Source organism: Paenibacillus sp. FSL H8-0259 (genome assembly GCF_037963255.1).
Classification (GTDB): domain Bacteria; phylum Bacillota; class Bacilli; order Paenibacillales; family Paenibacillaceae; genus Paenibacillus_AQ; species Paenibacillus_AQ phytohabitans.
Genome location: NZ_CP150147.1, coordinates 5261945 through 5282889, shown reverse-complemented (window position 1 = coordinate 5282889; position 20945 = coordinate 5261945). Strand labels below are relative to the sequence as shown.

Sequence of the window (20945 nt, the reverse complement as noted above, 5' to 3'; positions counted from 1 at the left end):
GTGGCATCCTGCAATACAATGCAGTGCTTGGGGTCATCGTGTTCTCAGGACTCTTAGCGCTTTTTGCCCGAAGGAAGATTCTGGCTGCCTTCATGGGATGCTTATACAGCCAACATGGGATGCTTATACATATATGATCTGATTATGTTTAATTACGCAGCTAACATTACCGGTAATGGTCTGGATGATTTCGGACTTGGCTTAAACAGCATGTTCATTTCATTCATGAATCTGATTGTTGTCGGTGCGGCACTTTTATTAGACCGAGCTGTTCCGCTGGAAGAGCCGGACGATAGGATATTTTAGTGAATGGGCACTGCTGTACATTGATAAGTTAAAGGGAGCATGTAGCAAAGTGGAACTTATTATTTTTCTATTGGCCTGTTACATACCCCTTTTACTGTATCTGCTCCATTTCGGGACAGATATTTTTGAGACAGTGTGGAATTTGGACCGCTGCGTCCTGATCCTTGCCTGCAACGTAAGACTACTCCAATTAGCACCCGAACCACCGCTGACCAACCGGGTACATGCAAAATGTTGTATGGATTACAACTCGCATCCGGTGAAAAGCCGCTGTGCGGGAGGATTGTTGTATGTAGTACAAGAATTTTTTCGTTTTTCTCCTAAAAGGAGGGGAAATGATGCCTTTTATACAACAATCTTCGATTAAGGCCGATATCTCGAAGAAAATGTTGTATTTCGTGCAGGATTTAGACTGCGAGATAATTGTACGGGTACCGCAGCCACCGCTTGCCACTACAGTCCTCACCCACCACCAAGGGGTGAAGACTGTTTGTTTTAATTTGTTCAGGGGTGGTCAGGCGCACACAGAGTAACGGAGAGAAAATTTGGAACTGGAGGAGCGTCAGCGACCGCCTTTAAAGCTGGATTTCACTGCCGCATGGCAGTAGAATCAAGGAAATCCAACTTTAACAGCGGCCGGAAGTCCAAACATTCCCCGGAGCTACGATTAGCCCTCGCCCGCTGTTGCCCTCGCGTCCTGCGTCTGCTCCAGCGCACCGCGCCACGAGCCCCAAAGATTTTAATAACCGGTCATCACCCCGCACCTCCCCACTTCATATGCTATTTCAGCAATACGGAGGGAGGAGGGCAAGGGATGGAATACAAAGGCTTTATTCTTCATCATTCCCGCTGTCCGTCCATTAACGGCAAGGGGTTTGACTTCTGGGTCGGGCTGGAAGGGGCGATCTACGCTGCGCCGCTGCTGACAGATCCCGAACATATTCATATCTGCCTGGAGGGTAACTACGGTGAAGCGGATGAGCTTCCCGGCTTACCGGAACGCCAGCAGCAGCTATTTGCGGCAGGTAAACTCATTTTGGAGCTGGCAGGGCGCTATCAAATTGCGCCATTACTCGTTGAACCGCATAGCAAAACTTGTCCGGGAGCATTTTTTCCATGGAATGATCTTGTGATTTATCCCTCTGATGGTTATCATTAACCTGAGGTGAGTAGTCGAAAATGGAAAGATTACAGAAAATTTTGGCGCAAGCAGGTGTTGCGTCCAGACGCAAATGTGAAGAAATGATTTTGGCCGGTAAAGTGGAAGTCAACGGGGAACTCGTAACTACGCTTGGCACGAAGGTGGACCCCGCAACAGATATTATTAAGGTCTCCGGTAGACTGATCCGGGGCGAGAACAAAATCTACATCATGTTCAACAAGCCCAAGGGCGTAATTACAAGCGCATCCGATGACAAGGGCCGCAAGGTGGTAACCGACTACCTGAAAGGCATTACAGAGCGCGTATACCCTGTAGGCCGTCTGGATTATGATACGGAGGGGCTGCTGCTGCTGACGAATGACGGTGAGTTTGCCAATCTGCTCACGCATCCGAAGCATCACGTGCCGAAGACGTATCTGGCGACGGTCAAGGGTGTGCCGCACGGCACGGCACTGGACAAGCTGAAGGCCGGAATTAAGCTGGAAGACGGCATGACGGCTCCGGCGGAGGTTGAATACAAGGACGTTGATGAAGCGAATAAAGAAACGGTCATCAGCATTACCATTCATGAAGGCCGCAACCGTCAGGTACGGCGGATGTTTGAGGCAATTGCCCATCCGGTGATCCGCCTGAAACGGATTTCGTTCGGAGATATTCTGCTCCAGAATCTCAAACGCGGTTCCTACCGTCATTTGACCAAGGATGAAATCAATCATCTGCAGCAAATAGCCAAGGCCGGGGCGCTAAGAGAGAATACGACACGCAAAGACACATAAAGTTCACAATTCCCCCTCCTAAAACTGTGACAATATTCGTTATAATGTTCATAGGATGTTCACACCTAACAACTAAAGTAATGAGTTGCGTCACAGAAGGGGGCACCCTCGTATGGGCAAAGCCAGAAAGCCAATACAAATCGTGATACTATTTCTAATCCTTCTGCTCGGGGGTTATGCAATCGGTTCCTCCGTGTTCGGAGGGGATGGCAAACCCACGGAAGGCGGGAGAGCGCCGGACTTTGAACTGCTTGGGCTGGACGGCGTGACCCATACGCTGGAGGAGTACAAAGGGAAGTCGGTTGTGCTTAACTTCTGGGGCTCCTGGTGCGCCCCTTGTGTGAAGGAGATGCCTGCCCTGCAGGCACAGTGGGAGAAGTGGAAAGACCAGGGCGTAGTGGTCGTAGGCGTTAATGTAGGCGAGGATCAGATGACAGTGGACAATTTCGTGAAGCTCGTGGATATTGATTTCCCGGTTGTGATGGATACGGGGCGTGATGCCGTCCGCAGTTACGGGGTTTCCCCGCTGCCTACCACCTTCTTCATTAATACGAAGGGCAAGGTAGACAGCATTCATATCGGCCAGCTGGATTTGAGCTCGCTTGACGAGCAAATCGGGAAGCTGGTGGGAGAATGAAGGAGCACATGCCGCTAATCAGCAATACCAAGTGTGAATGCGGTCACCAGAATCCTGTGGGCACTGTTCTCTGCGAAGCCTGCGGCAAGCCGCTGGATGAGAAGGAATGGAACTCTTCCGAGAATCTGGAGATGCGTTACGATGGGGTAGCCCGCCGTTCACAGCGTGTAGGTCCCGGAGTGATCGACAGGGTATGGAACTTTTTTTCCTCGGTCAAAATCGCCATCTATCTGATTGTGCTGACACTGCTGGGCGCTATGCTGGGTACCATTTTTCCGCAAGAGAGCACTTTTCTGAATATTGACGCTTCAACATATTATCAAGAAACGTACGGAACAGCCGGGAATATATATTATAGACTCGGCCTTTCGCATACCTATGAATCCTGGTGGTTTGTGACGCTGCTCGTAATGATCGGAGCTTCTCTGGTCATCTGCAGCCTTGACCGTGTGCTTCCGCTTTACAAGGCATTAACCCGGCAAAAGATCCGCAAGCACCGCCAGTTTCTGACCCGTCAGAAGCTGACGCTCGTAACGCAAGTGGAAGAGGAGCCGGAGGTGTGGGTGGCGCGCATCGTCCAGCCGCTCAGGAAGAAAGGTTACCGCGTCCGGACGGAGGGCGGCGCTTTATTGGCCGAGAAACACCGTTTCAGCCGCTGGGGACCTTATGTAATACATATCGGCCTGATTATTTTTTTGCTCGCCGTGCTGGCGAGAGGACTTCCGGGACTGAATATGGACCAGCATCTTGCTTTTCCGCAAGGGGAGACCGTCAAAATACCGGACACCAGCCTCTATCTTAAGAATGAAAAGTTCACCGTAGAATTCTACACGGAAGAAGAGATGCCTGAGGAGTTCCGCGGAATCAAGGTGCTTCCCAAGCTCTACGAGACCCGGGCGGTTCTCTATGAATGTACTGCCGATTGCACGGACCCGTCTAAGGAGCCGCAGCTTACGGAAGTGGCCCGGCATGACATTCAGGTGAATTCACCGCTCAGCTACCAAGGATTGAAAGCGTATCAGTTTGATTATGACCTGACCCCTGTGCTGCGTTCTGTGCAGCCCGGGCTGACGAATTCTTCCACAGGCGAGATTTACGGCAAGTTTGAACTGGATATGAAGAATCCGCAGCGCAGCTTCCAGGCAGGTCCGTATACGCTGGAGCTGAAAGAGAAATATATGGATTTCGGATTGAGCGATGAAGGCCAGCCGGTGTCCAAATCACCGTATCCGAATGCCCCTGCATTCCTCTTCCTTATTAAAGGGCCGGAGCTTCCGGCCGGGGGGCAGCAGTATTTCTATTTTCCGAAGCAGATTGACAAGGAGCAATTCCAGCAGTCAGCCATCAACGACAAGCTTGGCGGCAGCGGGCGGTTTCTGGAGCTTGAGGTCGGCAGCATGAGTGACGTTGACTTCTCAGAATCCACCACCTATCTCAATGTGCGGGTCGACCGGGCAATGCCATTTGTCTGGGTTGGTGCGGGTATTATCATGCTGGGGCTGATCCTCGGCTTCTACTGGCAGCATAGACGCATCTGGTTGACCGTCGACGGCGGGGAACTGGTGCTGGGAGGCCATACAAACAAGAACTGGTTCGGCTTCCGCCGTGAGATCGTTTCTATTCTCCAGAAGATAGACATGACAGTCGATGAAAAATCATTGGACAACGGAGGAGGCCTGGCATGAGCTTGCTCGATTTCAGCAGTGACGTCTTTATTGCCGCATTCTTTTTATACAGCGGAGCATTCATGTTGTTCACCATCGCCATTATGGGGCGCAGATGGTCCGGCAGGAAGCCGGAGGAGCATACCGCACGCTGGGGGAGAATTGCTTTTATCGCCTCCTCGCTCGGGCTGCTGTGCCATCTGGCATACTTCATTACACGCTGGATGGGATCGGGTCATATTCCGGTAAGTAACATGTATGAGTTCATGACTTTTTTATCGATGATGGTAATGGTTGCATTTACGGTGATCTTCGCGATTTACCGCAAAATTATTCTCGGTGTCTTCGCGGTTCCGATCTCGATTATTGTGATGGCGTATGCAGCGGTATTTCCGCAGGAAGTACAGCCGCTGATCCCCTCGCTGAAATCCATCTACCTGAACATTCATGTTACGCTGGCCGCACTGGGAGAATCGTTCTTCGCTGTAGGCTTTGCCGCCGGGCTGATGTATCTCCTGCGGACGGTCGATTTCAGCAGCAAGGAACGCAGTGACCGTAAGCAGCAGAGACTTGTCGAATTTACTCTGTTCTCAATCATTGTTATAATTGGTTTTCTTGGATCTGTATTTGCCTTCCGCGGTGCCGGCTATGAATCTGTTTTTGTCCGCACTAACGTTACGATTGACAGCCCCGGGCAGGGAGATAGTACAATAGAGAAAGTGAGTTATAAAATGCCGCCGATTGTGGCACCTTACCATAGCGAAATTGAGAGCTTCCAGTCGTTTCTTGGCATAAAAGAACCGCTCTTCGAAGCTCCATCCTGGATGAATGGTGTCAATGCCGGGCGCAAGTTCAATACCGTTATCTGGTCACTGCTGTCCGGGCTGATTCTATATGGAATTCTCCGCCTGGCTGTCCGCAAACCGCTGGGTAAGGCGATTCATCCGGTACTCGACGGAATTGATGAGAATGACCTTGATGAAATAACGTACAGGGCGATCGCCATCGGTTTCCCGATCTTTACACTGGGGGCTTTGATTTTTGCAATGATATGGGCTCAAGTGGCCTGGGGCAGGTTCTGGGGATGGGACCCTAAGGAAGTGTGGGCACTCGTCACCTGGTTGTTCTACAGTGCTTATCTCCATTTGCGGCTGGCCCGCGGATGGCAGGGACGCAAGTCCGCTTGGCTCGCTGTACTCGGCTTTCTGATCGTAATGTTTACCCTGGTTGGCGTTAATCTTGTGATCGCCGGACTTCACTCTTATGCGGGGACAGACTGAGTAGACTATATTCTCTGGCACGCACAAGATTTTAGGGTAACGTTCTACTGTATTTGATGAAGGGGTTGTTGTGTAAATGGCAGAGCACTTGAATAGAATTCTGGTGGTGGATGACGAAGAACGCATCCGCCGCCTGCTCAAAATGTATCTTGAAAAAGAAGGTTATGAAATTGACGAGGCAGAAGATGGGGAAATTGCTCTGCGCAAAGCTACAGCCAATGACTACGGTCTGATATTGCTGGATGTTATGCTGCCGGGCATCGACGGGATTGAAGTGCTGACCAGACTCAGAGGAGTCAAATCTACACCGGTCCTGATGCTTACTGCCAAGGGTGAAGAGATTAACCGGGTTCAAGGGTTTGAAATGGGCGCAGATGACTATGTCGTTAAGCCGTTTAGCCCGCGTGAAGTGATTTACCGGGTGAAGGCGATAATGCGCCGTTCTTCCGCAACTGCTTTTTTGTCCAAAGAGAGCAATTCAAGCAACAATATCGTGTTTCCGTTTCTTATTATTGAGCATGATGCACACCGCGTAACCGCCGGCGGCCAGGAGGTAAGTCTGACCCCTAAGGAATATGAGCTGCTGCATTATTTGGCGATCTCACCGGATAAGGTGTTCTCTCGTGAGGAACTGCTCAAGGATGTGTGGAATTACGAGTTCTTCGGAGATCTGCGTACCGTGGATACCCATGTCAAGCGTCTTCGCGAGAAACTGAATAAGGTGTCCCCGGAATCGGCGGCTATGATCACTACCGTATGGGGACTCGGCTATAAGCTTGAGGTGCCTAAATAAGTGAACTTCTGGAGAAGTCTTGTCGGTAAGCTGTGGATCACGATCATCTGTCTGGTTGCTGTCGTGCTCATTACGCTGGGGCTGTTTCTGTTACCCTACATCGACAGTAATTTCGCCAATTCCGGGGCGATCAAGCGTTTATTTATGTATACCTGTATGATCGGGTTTTCCTTAACGACATTCTTTGCCTTATTCCTGTTTACGAAGATTACCCAGCCGATGCAGCAGGTGATTGAGGCAGCCAATGATATCCGCCGCGGCGAATACGGGACGAGACTGACGCTGGTTACCAGCGATGAGATCGGCCAATTGGCGACATCCTTCAATCACATGGCAGAAGAGCTGGAAGAGAATATACGCAGTCTGAATAATGAAAAAGGGCATTTGTCCAGCGTCTTGCGCAGTATGAGCGATGCCGTGATCACCTTCGATATTGAGGGGCGGATTATCCTCACCAATCCGCATGGCCAGACGCTGCTGGAAACCTGGAGTGACCTTACCTGGGAGCAGGAAGAGGATGGCGGGCTGTATCCGCAGGCTGGACCTGCCCGTGATGTGCCTCCGCCGCTGCGGCCGCTGTTCTTCAGTACACTCAGCGTAGGAGGCGATCAACGCTCCAATATCCATGTCCGGCAGGGTGTATGGTCTGTGCATATGGCACCCTTATACTCCGAGGATAATCTCCGCGGTGCGGTGGCGGTGCTGCGCGATGTGACGGAGGAAGTGCGGCTGGAGAAAATGCGCCGCGATTTCGTCGCCAATGTCTCGCATGAGATCCGTACACCACTCTCGATGATGCAAGGCTACAGCGAGGCGCTGCTGGATGGAATGGCCTCCTCCCCGGAGGAGAGCAGCGAGCTGGTCCAGGTAATCCACGATGAATCGCTCCGTATGGGCCGGCTGGTGAAGGATCTGCTCGATCTGGCCCGCATGGAAGCGGGGCATACGGATATGCTGAAGGCGCAAGTGGATGCTGGAGAACTGCTGGAACGGGTGTACCGCAAGTTCTCGGTCAGAGCCAAGGAGCGGGATATCATTCTTGAGCTGAAGAAACCCGATACCGAATTGCTCCTTAAGGCTGCCGATGAAGACAAGCTGGAGCAGGTGCTCACCAATCTGCTCGACAATGCCTTCCGCCACACTCCGGCCGATAAACGGATATCCATTCGCGCGGATTCCACCGCGCTGGAAGGCCGGAGGGTTCTGGAGATTGAGATCCGGGACCAAGGGGTAGGCATTACGCCTGAGGATCTGCCGTATATCTTCGAGCGCTTTTACAAAGCCGACAAAGCACGCGTAAGGGGAGAATCGGGAGGAACCGGTCTGGGACTAGCGATTGTGAAGAACATCGTCGAGTCGCATCATGGGAGTATCCACGCCTCCAGCAAGCTTGGAGAAGGCACCGCTTTTACCCTGAGGCTTCCTGTCGAAAAACAGTAAATCCGGACAATGCATGACAGCGCCTCTGACAGCAGAGGTGCTTTTTGTTGAAACCACCACATTAATCTTGTTCAACGTGGAACATATCATAGAAGCTGAGGCTTGCAGGAGGCTGTGCATAATGATCTTATCCTTGGACCAAGGTACCACCAGTTCACGCGCGATCCTCTTTGATGAGGAGGCGGGAATGATCGCGCAAGGGCAATATGAGATTAGACAATCCTTTCCCCGGCCGGGCTGGGTAGAGCATGATCCGGAGCAAATCTGGGAGAGTCAGCTTGCCGCGGCCAGAGACGCTATCGCGGCAAGCTCCGCCCCTGCTGATAGTATTACGGCCATCGGCATTACCAATCAGCGTGAGACTGCACTGATCTGGGACAAGGCTACCGGAACGCCGGTCTATCCGGCGATCGTCTGGCAGGACCGCCGGACTGCAGAGCAGTGTGAGGCGCTTAAGGCGCAGGGAATGGCCGGAGAGATCGCTGAGAAGACGGGTCTTGTCATCGATGCGTATTTCTCGGCAACGAAGCTGGCCTGGATTCTGGACCATGTGCCGGGGGCCAGAGAGCGGGCGGACCGGGGGGAGCTGCTGGCCGGAACCATTGACAGCTGGCTGATCTGGAAGCTTACAGGAGGCGCTGTGCATGCTACGGATGTTACCAATGCTTCACGTACCATGCTCTACAATCTGCATGAGCGCAAATGGGATGACGGCCTGATTGAGGCGCTGCGCATTCCGCCCTCTATTCTGCCTGAAGTAAGGATGTCAGGCGGGGACTTCGGGGCTGCAGACAAGCAGTGGTTCGGTGCAGATATCCCCATCCGTTCTGTGCTTGGGGACCAGCAGGCGGCATTGTTCGGTCATACCTGCCTGGAGGCAGGCAGCGCCAAGAACACCTACGGCACTGGCTGTTTCATTCTGATGAACACAGGCACTGAGGCAGTGACTTCGAGTCATGGCCTGTTAACCACGGTAGCTTGGGGCATGGGAGACGAACTCTATTATGCCCTTGAGGGCAGTGTGTTTGTGGCTGGAGCAGCGGTACAATGGCTGCAGGAGGGACTTGGGCTGATTGTAGCTCCGGCCGACTCGGAAGAGAAGGCGAGTGAGGTGGAGGACAGTGAGGGGGTTGTGGTCGTGCCGGCCTTTACCGGCCTTGGTGCACCTTACTGGGATATGTATGCCAGGGGCGCCGTGTTTGGACTGACCCGGGGAACGACTGCCGCACATCTGGTCCGCGCAACGCTGGAGTCGCTGGCCTTTCAATCCCGCGATGTCATCGGGGCGATGGAAAAAGACGCTGGCATGCCGCTCAGCGGCCTGAGAGTGGATGGAGGCGCCGTGCGCAATAATCTGCTGATGCAGTTCCAGGCGGACATTCTTGGGAGCGACGTAACCCGTACAACGTATGCGGAGACCACAGCGCTCGGCGCTGCGCTGCTGGCAGGACTCACCTCCGGCATATGGACCCGGGAGCAGCTGGAGAGCTTCAATAAGGCCGAGAAGGTATTCTCACCGCAGATGGAGACGGAAGAGCGTGAACGCCGTTACAATGCCTGGCAGGACGCGGTGTCCCGGACTATGGGCTGGGAGAAGCATGAAGGGCAGAGGTAACAAGAACAGCTGCTGATATGGCAGACTGCGCTTACCGGATGAATCGGGTAAGTTCACCTCAGGCAGGATGAACGCTGCAGGTTCTGCCTGGGGAGAGTCGGGCCCAGATGTATACATAAAGAAACAGCCCGCTGGCAGGAATTCTGCTGCGGGCTGTTTGGATTTCAACTAGAAACTATAAGTTCAACAGCTAAGATTAATACTCCATTACAAAAGCGACATTCTGCCATCCGGCGCCTACTGTCCAGAACAGGACCTTGTCTCCGCGTTCCAGCTGTCCGGTAGTCACTGCTTTGTGCAGGGCGATAAACGGGCTGCTGGTGGAGGTGTAGCCGAATTCATCCCCGATGTAGACGGCTGCATCAGCGTCAATTCCGGTTTTGCCGGAAACGGCCTTGATGTTCGGAAGTGACAATTGGGAGAAGCAGGCGGCCTTGATGGATTCAGGTGCGATTCCGTTATTGCTGAGCAGGGTGTTAATTGATTCTGAAGCAGCATCCACACAGATGGAATCATCGAACGGGATGAACTTCACATTGAATTCTCCGGCAGCCACACCCGTACGTCCGAGATTGGCTAAACCTTCCGCCGGGAACAGCGAGTTGCCGTAGACGCAGGTATCGGTCTGATAGATCGAATCAATGAAGCCTACCGAATTCTCGTCACGCTCCAGAATGAGCGCGGCAGCTGCATCGCCGAAGTTGGCGTAATATACAGGGTCATTCTTGTCCGCATGCGGGGCAACGTAGTCAGAACCGATGACAAGTGCACGGCGGATTCTCGGGTTCGCCATCATTTGACGGCTGACCTGTTCAACCGAAGCGGTCATTCCTGCACAGTTGGCATTACTGTCGATACAGATCGTATGCGATGCACCATTAATCAGGCGGTGAATCATCAATGAGTTCGTTGGGAAAATATATTCAGGAGTCTGGCTTGCATAAGCGATCAGGTCAATGTCTGCGCCGGTCAGGCCGGTCTTGTCCAGTACATTGCTTGCGGCTTCAAAAGCCATCGTCAGGGAGTTCTCATCCTTGCTGTCGATACTGTAGCGGTTTTCACGGCCAAGAGCAGCCAGCAGGCCACGGATATCAATTCCCTTCTCATCGAAGTGCTGAATGAAGAAGTCATTGCCGATGCTTTTGCTTGGATGATAGATATCAATGTCCTTAATGCGAATCCCTGCCATAGTAAACCTCCTAAAAGTTTGGGTAGCCCGTAAGCATACACTTAGTTTCGTGAGCGAATCTTGCGTTTCAAACCGCTAACAATGGTTTAAAAATAAGTTAACCTAAGCTTGTACCGTAGACGTGATTTCCAGGTTTTCGAGTCCAGCTTTGCGGCCCAGACGCGCCAGCTGCATTTTGAGAATAGGGTTATTCTCAAGGGTAAGGCTCACTTTTTGGAAGCCGTCTGCCTTGAACATAATGAAGCAGCCTTCGAGCAACGGCACAACATCAGGAGCGGTTACATTCAGCTTGCGGCAATCGATATCCAGTGCATATTCGGACGGGTTGATCGGATTGATGGTCTGCTGATAGGCTTGTATCGATTTAAGACCGTCCTCGTTCGAGAAGGTTCCTTCCAGCTCGATGTTAATTAGTTTCTTCGCAGTGTCCGTCTTCAAAATAAATTGTCCCATGTTCATCTCTCCCGTAATTTTAATTGCATGACTATTCAGAGTGATCTGATAATTCATCATGTTGATATCCCGAAAAACTACGTTCCTGCGACTAAATTCGACAACACGAACTTGGTTTTGGGATATTTTGCCTTCATTATAACCAGAACTTTCTTGAATACGCAACACAAAAGTCGAATGATGTAATATTATGTTGTTAATTAACGAATATCTTCCAGCGTCTCCAGCAGAACATTGAACGCCGAGATCACTCTGGGTGCGCCGATACAAGGTGTCAGATGAAGCAGGATACCTTTGATTTGATCAACGGTCATCCCCACGCGGAGAGCCATTACATAGTGAACACCCAACTGTTCAAATTGTCCCATGGTGATCAAAGAAGAGATGACAGCAATTTCTTTCCAGTCTGAACCGATGGTCGTCCGCTGAAAAATATCACCGTATGCATTGCCCATGATATACTCGGCTAATTCGGGAAAATGCTCTTTAATAGGAGCTAGGGCTTTGGCACCATAGTCCCCGGAAAGATTGGTGAAATGGTCCAGTCCGCTGTCTACGTTCATATTCACTTGTTTGCCTCCTGATAGTAAGTTAGAGAATCTGTAAGATACAGCCTAGTTGAGATCCAGTGTACGGTGGGCCGTAGGAGGCATTTCGTCACGGTCGGTCAACAGCTCAATAACGGCTACGCGGTTAAGTTCAACTGCTTGGCTGATTGCAAAGGCAAACTCCTCTTGCGTCTCTGCGCGGAAGCCGGTGGCTCCCAGCGACTCAGCAAACTTCACTGCATCCATAGGGACTTCAAAGATGGTTCCATCGATACGTCCGGTTGTTTTTTCCATTCCCTTAAGGGCCATATCCAGCTGCATATTGTTCACAACGATGAAAATAACCGGAATATTCTTGCAAACCGCTGTGTTAATTTCAGTTCCGAGCATCATGAAACAGCCGTCACCGGTAATGCAGAAGACCGTCTCTTCCGGCGCAGCCGCCTTGGCACCGATGGCCATGCCGATTGAATTCCCCATGCAGGCGAAATAGGCATCAAATACAAAGCTCCCCGGTTTCTTCACGTTGAACCATTTGACCGCATTGAAGCCGTGGCTGCCGTCATCAACAAACACGCTGCTGTTATATGGAATCAAATCGCTCATCGTGCTCATTACCGAAGCCAGCGAGAGCTTGGACAGCACAGGCAGCTCTTCAGTATAGTGATTGGAGATCTCTATTTCACGTCTGGTTATAGTGGACGGATCAATCTTGCCGAGGTACAGCTCCAGGTTGTCACGCAAATCGCCGCCGACGGAAATGGTATCGGAAGTCAATATTTTACCGACAAAGGTTGGATCAACATCAAACTGGATCAGCTGATCCGGATGATTCTCCTTCTTAAGATTGCATATGGTCATATCGCTCAGACGCGAACCAAGCACGATAAACAGATCACTGTTGTTCAACATCTCATCCCCATGCGTACATCCGCCAACGCCCACAGGACCGTGATAGAGCGGGTGATCCGCAGCAATGGCTCCTTTACCGCCGGGGGAGGTCACTACAGGTATGTTGAAGGTCTCGGCCAACTGTACCAGTTCCTTGTGCGCACCGGAGCGGTTAACCCCTTTACCGGCAATGATCAGAGGCCTGCTGGAAGCATTGATCGCTGAAATGACCCGTTCGTAGTTGGCGTAGCTGACGAGCCTTTCCCGCTGCGGAAGGACAATCCGGCATTCTTCAAGGCGCTCGGTCTGAACATCAAACGGAATACATAAATGAACAGGTCCTTTCTTGTCACCAAGGGCGATAGACAGGGCATGATTGAAAATCGTACTGAAATGGTCGCCGCGTTCTACCAGCTTGCTGAAAAGAGTGGCCGGTCTGAACATGTCCGCCAAATCGGCGAGATAGGATGTGGAATCCTGACACTGGGGAATCCCCAGCTCTTTAATAGACTGATGACCGGTAATGAAGAGCACCGGGAGATTGTTGGCTTTGGCGTGTGCTGCTGCGGTTAGCAGGTTCGTTCCGCCTGGACCGGAGGTGCCGAAGGCAACCCCGAGACTGCCTGTTTTCAGTGCATAGCCGCCTGCTGCGAAGCCGGAGCTGGACTCATGCCGGCCGGGAATAAACTCAATGCCATAGTCAACAAGTTTGAGAGCTATAGGACAAATGGACTTGCCAATAATACCAAAAGAATGTGTTACCCCAAGATCGCGTAATGCTTCCGCCATATAATCTGCAACTGTCTTCAGAACATCCACCCCACAAGTTGTTTTTTGATTGTATGCTAGCAATAGAAAACCTGTACTCGAAATAGGAGCACAGGCCTGTTGCACGAATCACCATAACTGAACGCGGATTCCCGGACGTTCATAGTTTTTCAGCAACCTGGCTGTCATGATCTCACCGGATAAGTGAGACTGTAGATCCATGGCTTTGCGTCATTCCCTTTCGGTGAATTTTGCCTCATATGTTGTTATCAATACAGCGAAGGATAATTTTCCTTTACAATATATTCCTCGCTCGCCTTTTGTCAATAAGCCGTTTGCAGCAAAACGCGAAATTTGGCGAATATTCAGATGTAATAGGAGATGAAATATTAGATATTCAAACTTTTGAAAATGGATGCGTCTGGAAGACCAAAGTCTTATAATGCAAATGCAGAAAAAGAGCAGAATTTAATCTGCATAAGCCATAAGCCTCATAACATCGTAGGAACCTCCTGAAACTATGCAGATGTATTAGAATTATAGGCTGGGAGAACCTAGAAATAGGTCTTAAGAAATAGGTGATTAAAATTTAAAATAATGTTAGTTTATTAGTAATAAAGAATTAGCAGTAAAGAAGTGCAAAGGCGTTATTTTAGGGTTATGCACTATTTTAACACTTTGTGAATATTACATTACAATCTGCTTTTTCCATGCCAAAAAGAGACCCTTCCCGCATACTGCTCTGCGGAAATGGTCTCTTGGGGCTGCTGCTAGAATTTGAAAATATGGATTGTTTTTTGCAGCTGGAAGACAGATTGTGTCATCTTCTCGGTCTCTTCTGCTACGGACTGCAGGGCATGAATTTGTTCGTTCATCGCCGCAGATACCTCCTCGGTACCTGCTGCCGTCTCCTGGGTAATGGCCGAGATATTCTCGATCGCCCCGGAGATCTTGAGCGCACTCTCCAGCATCAGATCACTCTCTGCGGAGAAGGAGGAGATCTGCTCGGTTATGTATTGCACGCTATGTACGATCTGCGCGAAAATATGTGCTGTCTCCGTTATCATCTCGTTCTGCACCTGAACAACCTCTTCATTAATAGCGATGTTATCGATAGCCTGCTTGATATCGGCCTCGATGCTGCGTACCAGCCCGAACACTTCCTTGGTGGAGGCGGTTGATTCTTCGGCAAGCTTGCGGACCTCCTGGGCTACAACTGCGAAACCGCGTCCGTGCTCACCTGCACGTGCAGCTTCAATTGAGGCGTTAAGCGACAAAAGATTGGTTTGTTCGGCAATTTCCGTGATGGTCTTGGTGATCATGGTAATGCCGCGGGCATTCTGTGAGAGCGCTTCGATCGTATCTGCTACTTTTTGTGTAGCCTGGATATTCTTCCGCATGCCTTCGGCTTGAGTGTCCACGGACTGGCGTCCCTTTTCAACCAGCTCCAGTGTATGGGCGGAGCGTTTATTCATTTCCTTGGTAGAGTTTGTATAATTGGAGACTTTGGTTTCGATATCTTTGATCGATTCCGTCATATCGGCAATATCCACCGAGATTTCATTCGCACCCAGGGCAAGTTCGTTGGAAGAGGAGGCTACCTGTGCCATTACAATCTTCAGGTTCTGGTTCTTGTCCTCAATACCCCGGCTGGCATCCATAACCTGGCGGGTAAGCTGCGAAGCGTCGGTTAGGATCTTCTTCAATTTATCGATCATAGTGTTGAAGGAGCGGCTGATGTCGCCCATTGATCCGTTCTCGTCTGCACGGCTGGTGAAGTCGCCTTTGGCGATTGTATGCGTCACATTGGAGATATCCTCAAATGAAGATGTAAGCGTTCTCTCAATGAAGCGCGCAAGCGGGTAGGTCAGTGCAGCCAATACCGCAATCAGAATAATACCGATAATCACCTTTCCCATTGCAATGAGCGTAATTAACACAGGGACAGCGAATAAAGCGGCAACCAGGTAACATCCGGCAACGATTCTTTGTTTTAAAGGCAGCTTGTTCATCCAGTCCATAGACTATAGTTCCCCCTAGAAATAAATATTGTGCATTGTAATATTATAGGGGATTAAAGCGTAATCGGTCTATTGTAAGAACTGACATAAAACTTCTTCCCGGGCTGCTCCAAAAGAGTGCGTTTACACATTGTCTTCATATAATGCAGCCCCTTCCCGCAGAGTGGCCGCAACATTGTCTGCAAGCTCCGCCGGAGCAGTAACTCTAATGCCCGGGCTTAGGGATAAGATGATCCGGTAGGCAGACTCCGGCGTATTAAATTCGGCTTCGACGGAGTGCCAGCCGGGTGAAGGTGAAGGCTCCTGGAATAGTACGGAAACATAACGTTCTTGTTTGAGAGCCTTCATTATATTGTCCTTCACCAGCAGCTTGGCAGGGTAGCGGGGCAATGCAGATTTGAATGCCATGGTAGAAGCTTCCCAGTAATGTGCCAGATTGAAATCCTGAGGTCTGCTAAAATATTCATCCGTGACTTCAGCACTACTTATTCTGGATACCCGGTAGGTCCGCATTTCACCGCCTGTTTCGGCCACGGTGTACCAGACACCACGTTTGGCTACGAGTCCAAAGGGTGAAATCAGCCGCTCTGATCTCTCCTCCCCGCGCATGTAACAGATTTTCACTTTACGTTCTTCCCATATAGCCTCCTGTAATGCAGTTAGACTGGGATAGGTTTCGCCTGACGGATGCCAGCCCGCGCCATCAATATGAATACGCTCATTAAGAAGGCTGAAGGCGGCAGCGGGCTGTCTTGCACCAGCGGCCTGCAGCTTACGGACAGCGGAAGAGAACTCCTCCTGAATCCCAAGCGCCTGCAGAATTGCCGGGTCTGCCGGCAGCAGCAGCGCACCAATCTCTTTGGGGTTCATACCTGTCAGGGAGGTCCGGTAACCCTCGGCCAGCCTCCAGCCTCCCTCACGGCCGCGTTCTGCCAGCACGGGAATGCCGGAGATGCTCAGTGACTCCATATCCCGGAAGATGGTCCGTTCGGAAACCTCCAGCGTTTGTGCCAGCTCGCGGGAGCTTATTTTACCGCGGCTTTGCAGCAGCAGCAGAATAGATAATAGTCGGTCTGCTCTCATGGATAAAGGCCTCCTGGTTATAATGAAATTTTTCCCGATTATTCAAGAACGGCAAAGCCGTTTCCGCTTAAGCAGAACATATTTTAAGTTTATCATATATATATGTCAGTTGATGTCATATATAAGAGTTAATATTAATAAGGAGAGCCGGTTGGTGCAAGATAGCTTTTAGATAACTTCATGATCATCTGATGAAAGCTGAGAGGAGCGGATATAATGACAGATTTGCAAGGGAAAGTTGCATTAGTTACAGGCGGGAGCAGGGGAGCGGGCAGAGGCATTGCCCTGGAGCTGGCCCGGGCAGGTGCGTTTGTGTATTTTACGGGAAGAAACGCCGGTTCAATGCAGGAAGGGGGCGAACGGACACTTGCCGGTGTACTCGGTGAGATTCACAGCTTCGGCGGAGAAGGCGCGTATATCCGCTGTGACCACACCAATGACGCGGAGACGGAAGCAGTGATCCGGCAGATTGCCGGGGAGCAGGGCAAGCTTGATATTCTGGTCAATAATGTCTGGGGAGGCAATAATCTTCCGATTGAGAACAAGCCCTTCTGGGAGCTCCCGGCCGCTCATTGGGACCATATGTTTAATGCCGGAGTCAGGGCGCAGCTCATGACTAACTACTATGCTATTCCGCTGATGCGCAGAGAAGACACTGGCACCGGGAAGCTGATCATTCATACCACCTTCTGGGACCAGTATAAATATGTAGGGAACTTCTATTATGATCTGTCCAAAAATGCGCTTGTGCGCATGGCCTACGGATTGTCCCTTGAACTGGCTGCGGATGGGATCGCTGTGATTCCCTTATCACCTGGCTGGATGCGTACAGAACTGGTGCTGGAGAGCATGAAGACGGATGAAGAGCACTGGCAGGAGGTAGAGGAGCTGCAGGCCAGTGAGTCTACGGCGTACATCGGCCGGGCTGCCGTGGCGCTCGCTGCTGATCCTGAGGTGATGCAGCTGACAGGCAGACCCCAGCAGGTGGGGAGTCTGGCGGAGAAATATGGGTATACAGACACAGACGGGCGGCGGGTCCCCGTATTTAACATTCCGGAATAACCTGGAAGCCGGAAGATGCAAAAACACTCTTTTGAAATGGCGGCACGGGCCGGCATTCCTCAAGAGTGTTTTTTGGTGCGCTTATATTGAACTCAGGTACTCCAAGAATATAAGCCCGCGTTCTTCAGCTACAGCAGAGTGATCTCTTCCGCAGTATTGATCTCCGGCAATCCGGCGAGCTTGACCAGTACATCCTGCGGAACAGCCTTGTCAGCGGTCAGCAGCATAATTGCAGCTCCTCCGACAATTTTACGGCCAACCTGCATGGAGGCGATGTTGACGTCGTTCTGGCCGAGCAGTGTACCGACGAGTCCGATGATACCCGGCTTATCGTTGTGGGATATAACGATCTGATGACCTTCCGGAGCGATATCTACCGGGAACTTGTTAACCTGCACAATCCGTTCGCCATAGCCTTGCAGCAGGGTTCCAGCAACCAGGCGTTCTTCGTCATGCTCAGCCTTAAGTGTAACGGTAATGAGGTTAGTGAAGCCCTTGGTCTTGGAAGCCTTGGTCACTACTACGTTAACATCACGCGTCTTTGCCAGGTGCATGGAGTTGACAATGTTAACATCCCCGGCAAAATGGCGGGAGAGCACGCCTTTGACAATATAGCGGGTCAGCGGCTGTGTATCCACGTCGGAGAGGTCACCGGCATATTCCACATGAATCTCGCGGATCGCTCCATCCGTAATCTGAGTCACGAAGCTGCCGAGCTTCTCGCCGAGGGTGAAGTAAGGCTGGAGCTTGTTCATTACACTAGGAGCAACCGGGGGGATGTTCACGGCGTTAATGAACGGTTCGTTGCGCAGAATATGCAGCACTTGCTCCGATACATCGATCGCAACATTCTCCTGGGCTTCAACAGTAGAAGCACCCAAATGCGGAGTCACGATAATCTTCGGATGCGAGAGGAACGGGTGATCCGCTTCCGGCGGCTCTTTCTCAAAGACGTCAAAGGCTGCACCGGCAACAATACCGCTGTCGATAGCTTCAACCAGCGCCATCTCATCAATTACACCGCCGCGGGCACAATTGATGATGCGCATTCCTTTTTTCATGACTTCAAATTGCGGACGGGAGATCATGTGGCGGGTTTCCGGTGTCAACGGTGTGTGAACAGTAATGAAGTCTGCTCCCCGGACGATGTCATCTACCGAAGCCAGCTTTACTTCCAGTTTCTCCGCACGGTCTGCAGTCAGGAAGGGGTCGTAGGCCAGAATATCCATTCCAAAAGCCTTGGCCCGTTTGGCCACCTCGCTGCCGATCCGTCCCATGCCGAGCACACCCAGCGTTTTGCCGCGCAGCTCTACGCCGAGGAAAGTCTTCTTGTCCCATACGCCGGAGATGGTCTTGGCATAGGCTTGAGGAATGTGACGGGCCAGAGCCATCATCATGGCAAAGGCATGCTCACAGGTGGTAATCGTATTTCCGTCCGGAGCATTAATGACCACCACACCGCGTTGTGTAGCTGCCTCCAGCTTAATATTGTCCACACCGACACCGGCGCGGCCAATTACTTTAAGATTAGTACCGGCTGCGATAATTTTCTCAGTCACGGTTGTCTGGCTGCGAACGAGTAAGCCGTCGTATTCGCCGATGATTGCAATAAGCTCGTCTTCACTAAGTCCAGTTTTTTTGTCCACAGTCACATCTCTTGCGTCCATTAATTGCTGAATGCCCAAATCACTGATCGGATCCGATACTAATACTTTAAACATGGTCTCTTGTCCTCCTTCAAATTGGAAAGCATATTATATATGCCAAGGATTCCCTGGTGGGGTAATCCGCAGTACCAGATTCATACAAAAGAATGAAATTTGTCGGAACAACGGGGCAACGCGTTGTCGCATAAAAGAAAAGGCGTGCAAAAGTACTGATTCAGGCAGCGTATGGGCAGGGTAGGCAGATTTAGAGAATCCGCGTACAAAAAAAACTCCCTACCCCATACTACTGCCGTAGTAAGGGACGAGAGTTCTCGTGGTACCACCCTAATTCACTGCAACGGTTAAGAAGCAGCCTCATTGGCCTGAATAGGCCACACTGGTAACGGAGGTGATCCGATTGTATCTACTCAAGGTTCAATACAATATCTCAGGAGCGCTAAAGATTTCCGTCTGCCACCGGTTTGCACCATCCACCGGCTCTCTGAAGACATCAGTAATCTTTGTTCCATCATCGGTTTTGCTTGATTAATTTTTCATAATGTAACATGGTGATGCCAAGTGTGTCAATAGGCTTCTTCTGCGGCGGGCCGCCTTGAAGTGAGCCCTGTTTTTCGTTATGATGCAATAACTGGTCCTACTCATAGAAGAAAGGGAGCTGAGGCATCGTTTCCTTGCCGTAATATTGCTCCCGCCATTTAATGAAGTCCTGCTCCTGCACGGCACCGGTAGAAATGAGCAGGCTGACCGACGACTGGATATCCCCAAGCTTCAGGGAACTGGCGGTTCCGGAATAGATCATATCGTCGATCTTGGCTGTAATATCCTGCGGGTCATAGCCGGCATAAATTCCGCGGTTCAGCATTATGTTTGCGATAGAAGCATTCTTGAGGAGCAAAGGCATCTTTTTCCACTGAATGAAAGTCAGTGTCTTCAGGTCCCCGGATGCATCGGGTATAGCAGAGTTGGCCTTGGCCCCCCACTTCAGCATAGAATCATAGAAGTTCTTCTGGGCCATCAGTCCGAATTTCACAGCGCTGGCGGTAAAATTATCACTTCTCAGCAGCTTGGCGGCTTCGGCTCCTGAAGATCCGGCAGTGACCTTCCCAGAAGCCTGTGAGAAGAGAGTCAGGCTCTTAAGGACGTTAAGCTGTGACTCATACAGCAGCGGCGAATTGGTGAAGAGGGAATCCTGCGTGACCTTGTCATACTGCTTGTCCGCCAGAAGGCTGAGGTTCTTCAACGTTGCCGCGTTCTGCCGTGCATCTGTGCTGCGTGCAAGGCTGTCCACCTGATCGTTCCAGTTGCGCTTGAATTCCCGATAGGGCAAAAATACGTTATGATAGAACGTAACAAGATCCTGCTGCTGGTAGGAGCCGGAGAATTCCTCCGTAACTTCATGCCCGGCCAGCTGTGCATATTTGGCCTCTGTTTTGTCTGCTCCAACCTTTACTCCCGTAAAAAATGAGGCGAATGCGGATATTAGAAACAATATAAAACCTAGTGTGTACAACATTTGAGTGCGGGAGGTACGGCTGTTCATAATTAGTGCTCCTTCGTATAGGGAAATTATCTTATGTAAAAATATTAAAG

18 protein-coding genes, 1 riboswitch and 1 other annotated feature are annotated in these 20945 nt (G+C 50.9%); of the genes, 10 read left to right on the top strand and 8 right to left on the bottom strand.

The window, feature by feature from the left end:
* The first annotated feature begins 63 nt into the window (after positions 1-63).
* From NSU01_RS22910 to glpK, 9 genes are all read left to right on the top strand, one after another.
* Complete coding sequence (locus NSU01_RS22910) at positions 64-306, top strand: hypothetical protein (protein ID WP_144026037.1); 243 nt, start codon at positions 64-66, stop codon at positions 304-306.
* A gap of 814 nt (positions 307-1120) precedes the next feature.
* Entirely contained in the window at positions 1121-1465 is a 345-nt protein-coding gene (locus tag NSU01_RS22905; RefSeq protein WP_076243355.1) for an N-acetylmuramoyl-L-alanine amidase, read from the top strand.
* A 20-nt stretch (positions 1466-1485) separates the two neighbouring features.
* Entirely contained in the window at positions 1486-2244 is a 759-nt protein-coding gene (locus NSU01_RS22900) for a pseudouridine synthase (protein WP_039301714.1), read from the top strand.
* Positions 2245-2356: 112 nt separating this feature from the next.
* Positions 2357-2881 (top strand): thiol-disulfide oxidoreductase ResA, encoded by a 525-nt coding sequence (gene resA / locus NSU01_RS22895; RefSeq protein ID WP_042138648.1) that lies wholly within the window; start codon positions 2357-2359, stop codon positions 2879-2881.
* Positions 2878-4566 carry a cytochrome c biogenesis protein ResB gene (locus NSU01_RS22890; protein ID WP_076243354.1) on the top strand — a complete coding sequence of 563 codons (1689 nt, stop codon included), beginning with the start codon at positions 2878-2880 and terminating at the stop codon, positions 4564-4566. The genes resA and NSU01_RS22890 overlap by 4 nt, the downstream gene beginning before the upstream one ends.
* Positions 4563-5825: a cytochrome c biogenesis protein CcsA gene (ccsA, locus tag NSU01_RS22885; RefSeq protein WP_042138646.1), complete on the top strand. Its 1263-nt coding sequence runs from the start codon at positions 4563-4565 to the stop codon at positions 5823-5825. The genes NSU01_RS22890 and ccsA overlap by 4 nt, the downstream gene beginning before the upstream one ends.
* A 76-nt stretch (positions 5826-5901) precedes the next feature.
* On the top strand, positions 5902-6618 hold the full coding sequence (locus tag NSU01_RS22880) for a response regulator transcription factor (RefSeq protein ID WP_076243353.1): 717 nt from the start codon (positions 5902-5904) through the stop codon (positions 6616-6618).
* Complete coding sequence (locus NSU01_RS22875) at positions 6619-8058, top strand: ATP-binding protein (protein WP_076243352.1); 1440 nt, start codon at positions 6619-6621, stop codon at positions 8056-8058.
* A 121-nt stretch (positions 8059-8179) separates the two neighbouring features.
* Complete coding sequence (gene glpK / locus NSU01_RS22870) at positions 8180-9673, top strand: glycerol kinase GlpK (RefSeq protein WP_042138644.1); 1494 nt, start codon at positions 8180-8182, stop codon at positions 9671-9673.
* A gap of 196 nt (positions 9674-9869) precedes the next feature.
* On the opposite strand, the gene NSU01_RS22865 is transcribed toward glpK, so the two are convergent.
* The 6 genes from NSU01_RS22865 to NSU01_RS22840 form a co-directional block, all read right to left on the bottom strand.
* Positions 9870-10862 (bottom strand): 3-oxoacyl-[acyl-carrier-protein] synthase III C-terminal domain-containing protein, encoded by a 993-nt coding sequence (locus NSU01_RS22865; protein WP_042138643.1) that lies wholly within the window; start codon positions 10860-10862, stop codon positions 9870-9872.
* Positions 10863-10964: 102 nt separating this feature from the next.
* Positions 10965-11315: a hypothetical protein gene (locus NSU01_RS22860; RefSeq protein ID WP_076243406.1), complete on the bottom strand. Its 351-nt coding sequence runs from the start codon at positions 11313-11315 to the stop codon at positions 10965-10967.
* A 200-nt stretch (positions 11316-11515) separates the two neighbouring features.
* Complete coding sequence (locus NSU01_RS22855) at positions 11516-11878, bottom strand: carboxymuconolactone decarboxylase family protein (RefSeq protein WP_042141354.1); 363 nt, start codon at positions 11876-11878, stop codon at positions 11516-11518.
* Positions 11879-11929: 51 nt separating this feature from the next.
* On the bottom strand, positions 11930-13573 hold the full coding sequence (locus NSU01_RS22850; RefSeq protein WP_083705451.1) for a thiamine pyrophosphate-binding protein: 1644 nt from the start codon (positions 13571-13573) through the stop codon (positions 11930-11932).
* A 118-nt stretch (positions 13574-13691) separates the two neighbouring features.
* Positions 13692-13788, bottom strand: a riboswitch (cyclic di-GMP riboswitch).
* 504 nt (positions 13789-14292) lie between these two features.
* On the bottom strand, positions 14293-15543 hold the full coding sequence (locus NSU01_RS22845; protein WP_042138642.1) for a HAMP domain-containing methyl-accepting chemotaxis protein: 1251 nt from the start codon (positions 15541-15543) through the stop codon (positions 14293-14295).
* A gap of 123 nt (positions 15544-15666) precedes the next feature.
* Entirely contained in the window at positions 15667-16626 is a 960-nt protein-coding gene (locus NSU01_RS22840) for a YafY family protein (RefSeq protein ID WP_076243351.1), read from the bottom strand.
* 216 nt (positions 16627-16842) lie between these two features.
* Here NSU01_RS22840 and NSU01_RS22835 point away from each other — a divergent pair, with 216 nt between their 5' ends.
* The gene (locus tag NSU01_RS22835; RefSeq protein ID WP_076243350.1) at positions 16843-17688 is read left to right on the top strand and encodes an SDR family NAD(P)-dependent oxidoreductase; all 846 of its coding nucleotides are present in this window, start codon (positions 16843-16845) and stop codon (positions 17686-17688) included.
* A gap of 128 nt (positions 17689-17816) precedes the next feature.
* Here NSU01_RS22835 and serA read toward each other — a convergent pair whose 3' ends face one another.
* The gene (serA, locus tag NSU01_RS22830) at positions 17817-19409 is read right to left on the bottom strand and encodes a phosphoglycerate dehydrogenase (protein WP_042138639.1); all 1593 of its coding nucleotides are present in this window, start codon (positions 19407-19409) and stop codon (positions 17817-17819) included.
* Between the two features lie 240 nt (positions 19410-19649).
* Positions 19650-19876 (bottom strand) — a binding site (T-box leader).
* Between the two features lie 113 nt (positions 19877-19989).
* Positions 19990-20895 carry a hypothetical protein gene (locus NSU01_RS22825; RefSeq protein WP_042138638.1) on the bottom strand — a complete coding sequence of 302 codons (906 nt, stop codon included), beginning with the start codon at positions 20893-20895 and terminating at the stop codon, positions 19990-19992.
* Between the last annotated feature and the right edge of the window lie 50 nt (positions 20896-20945).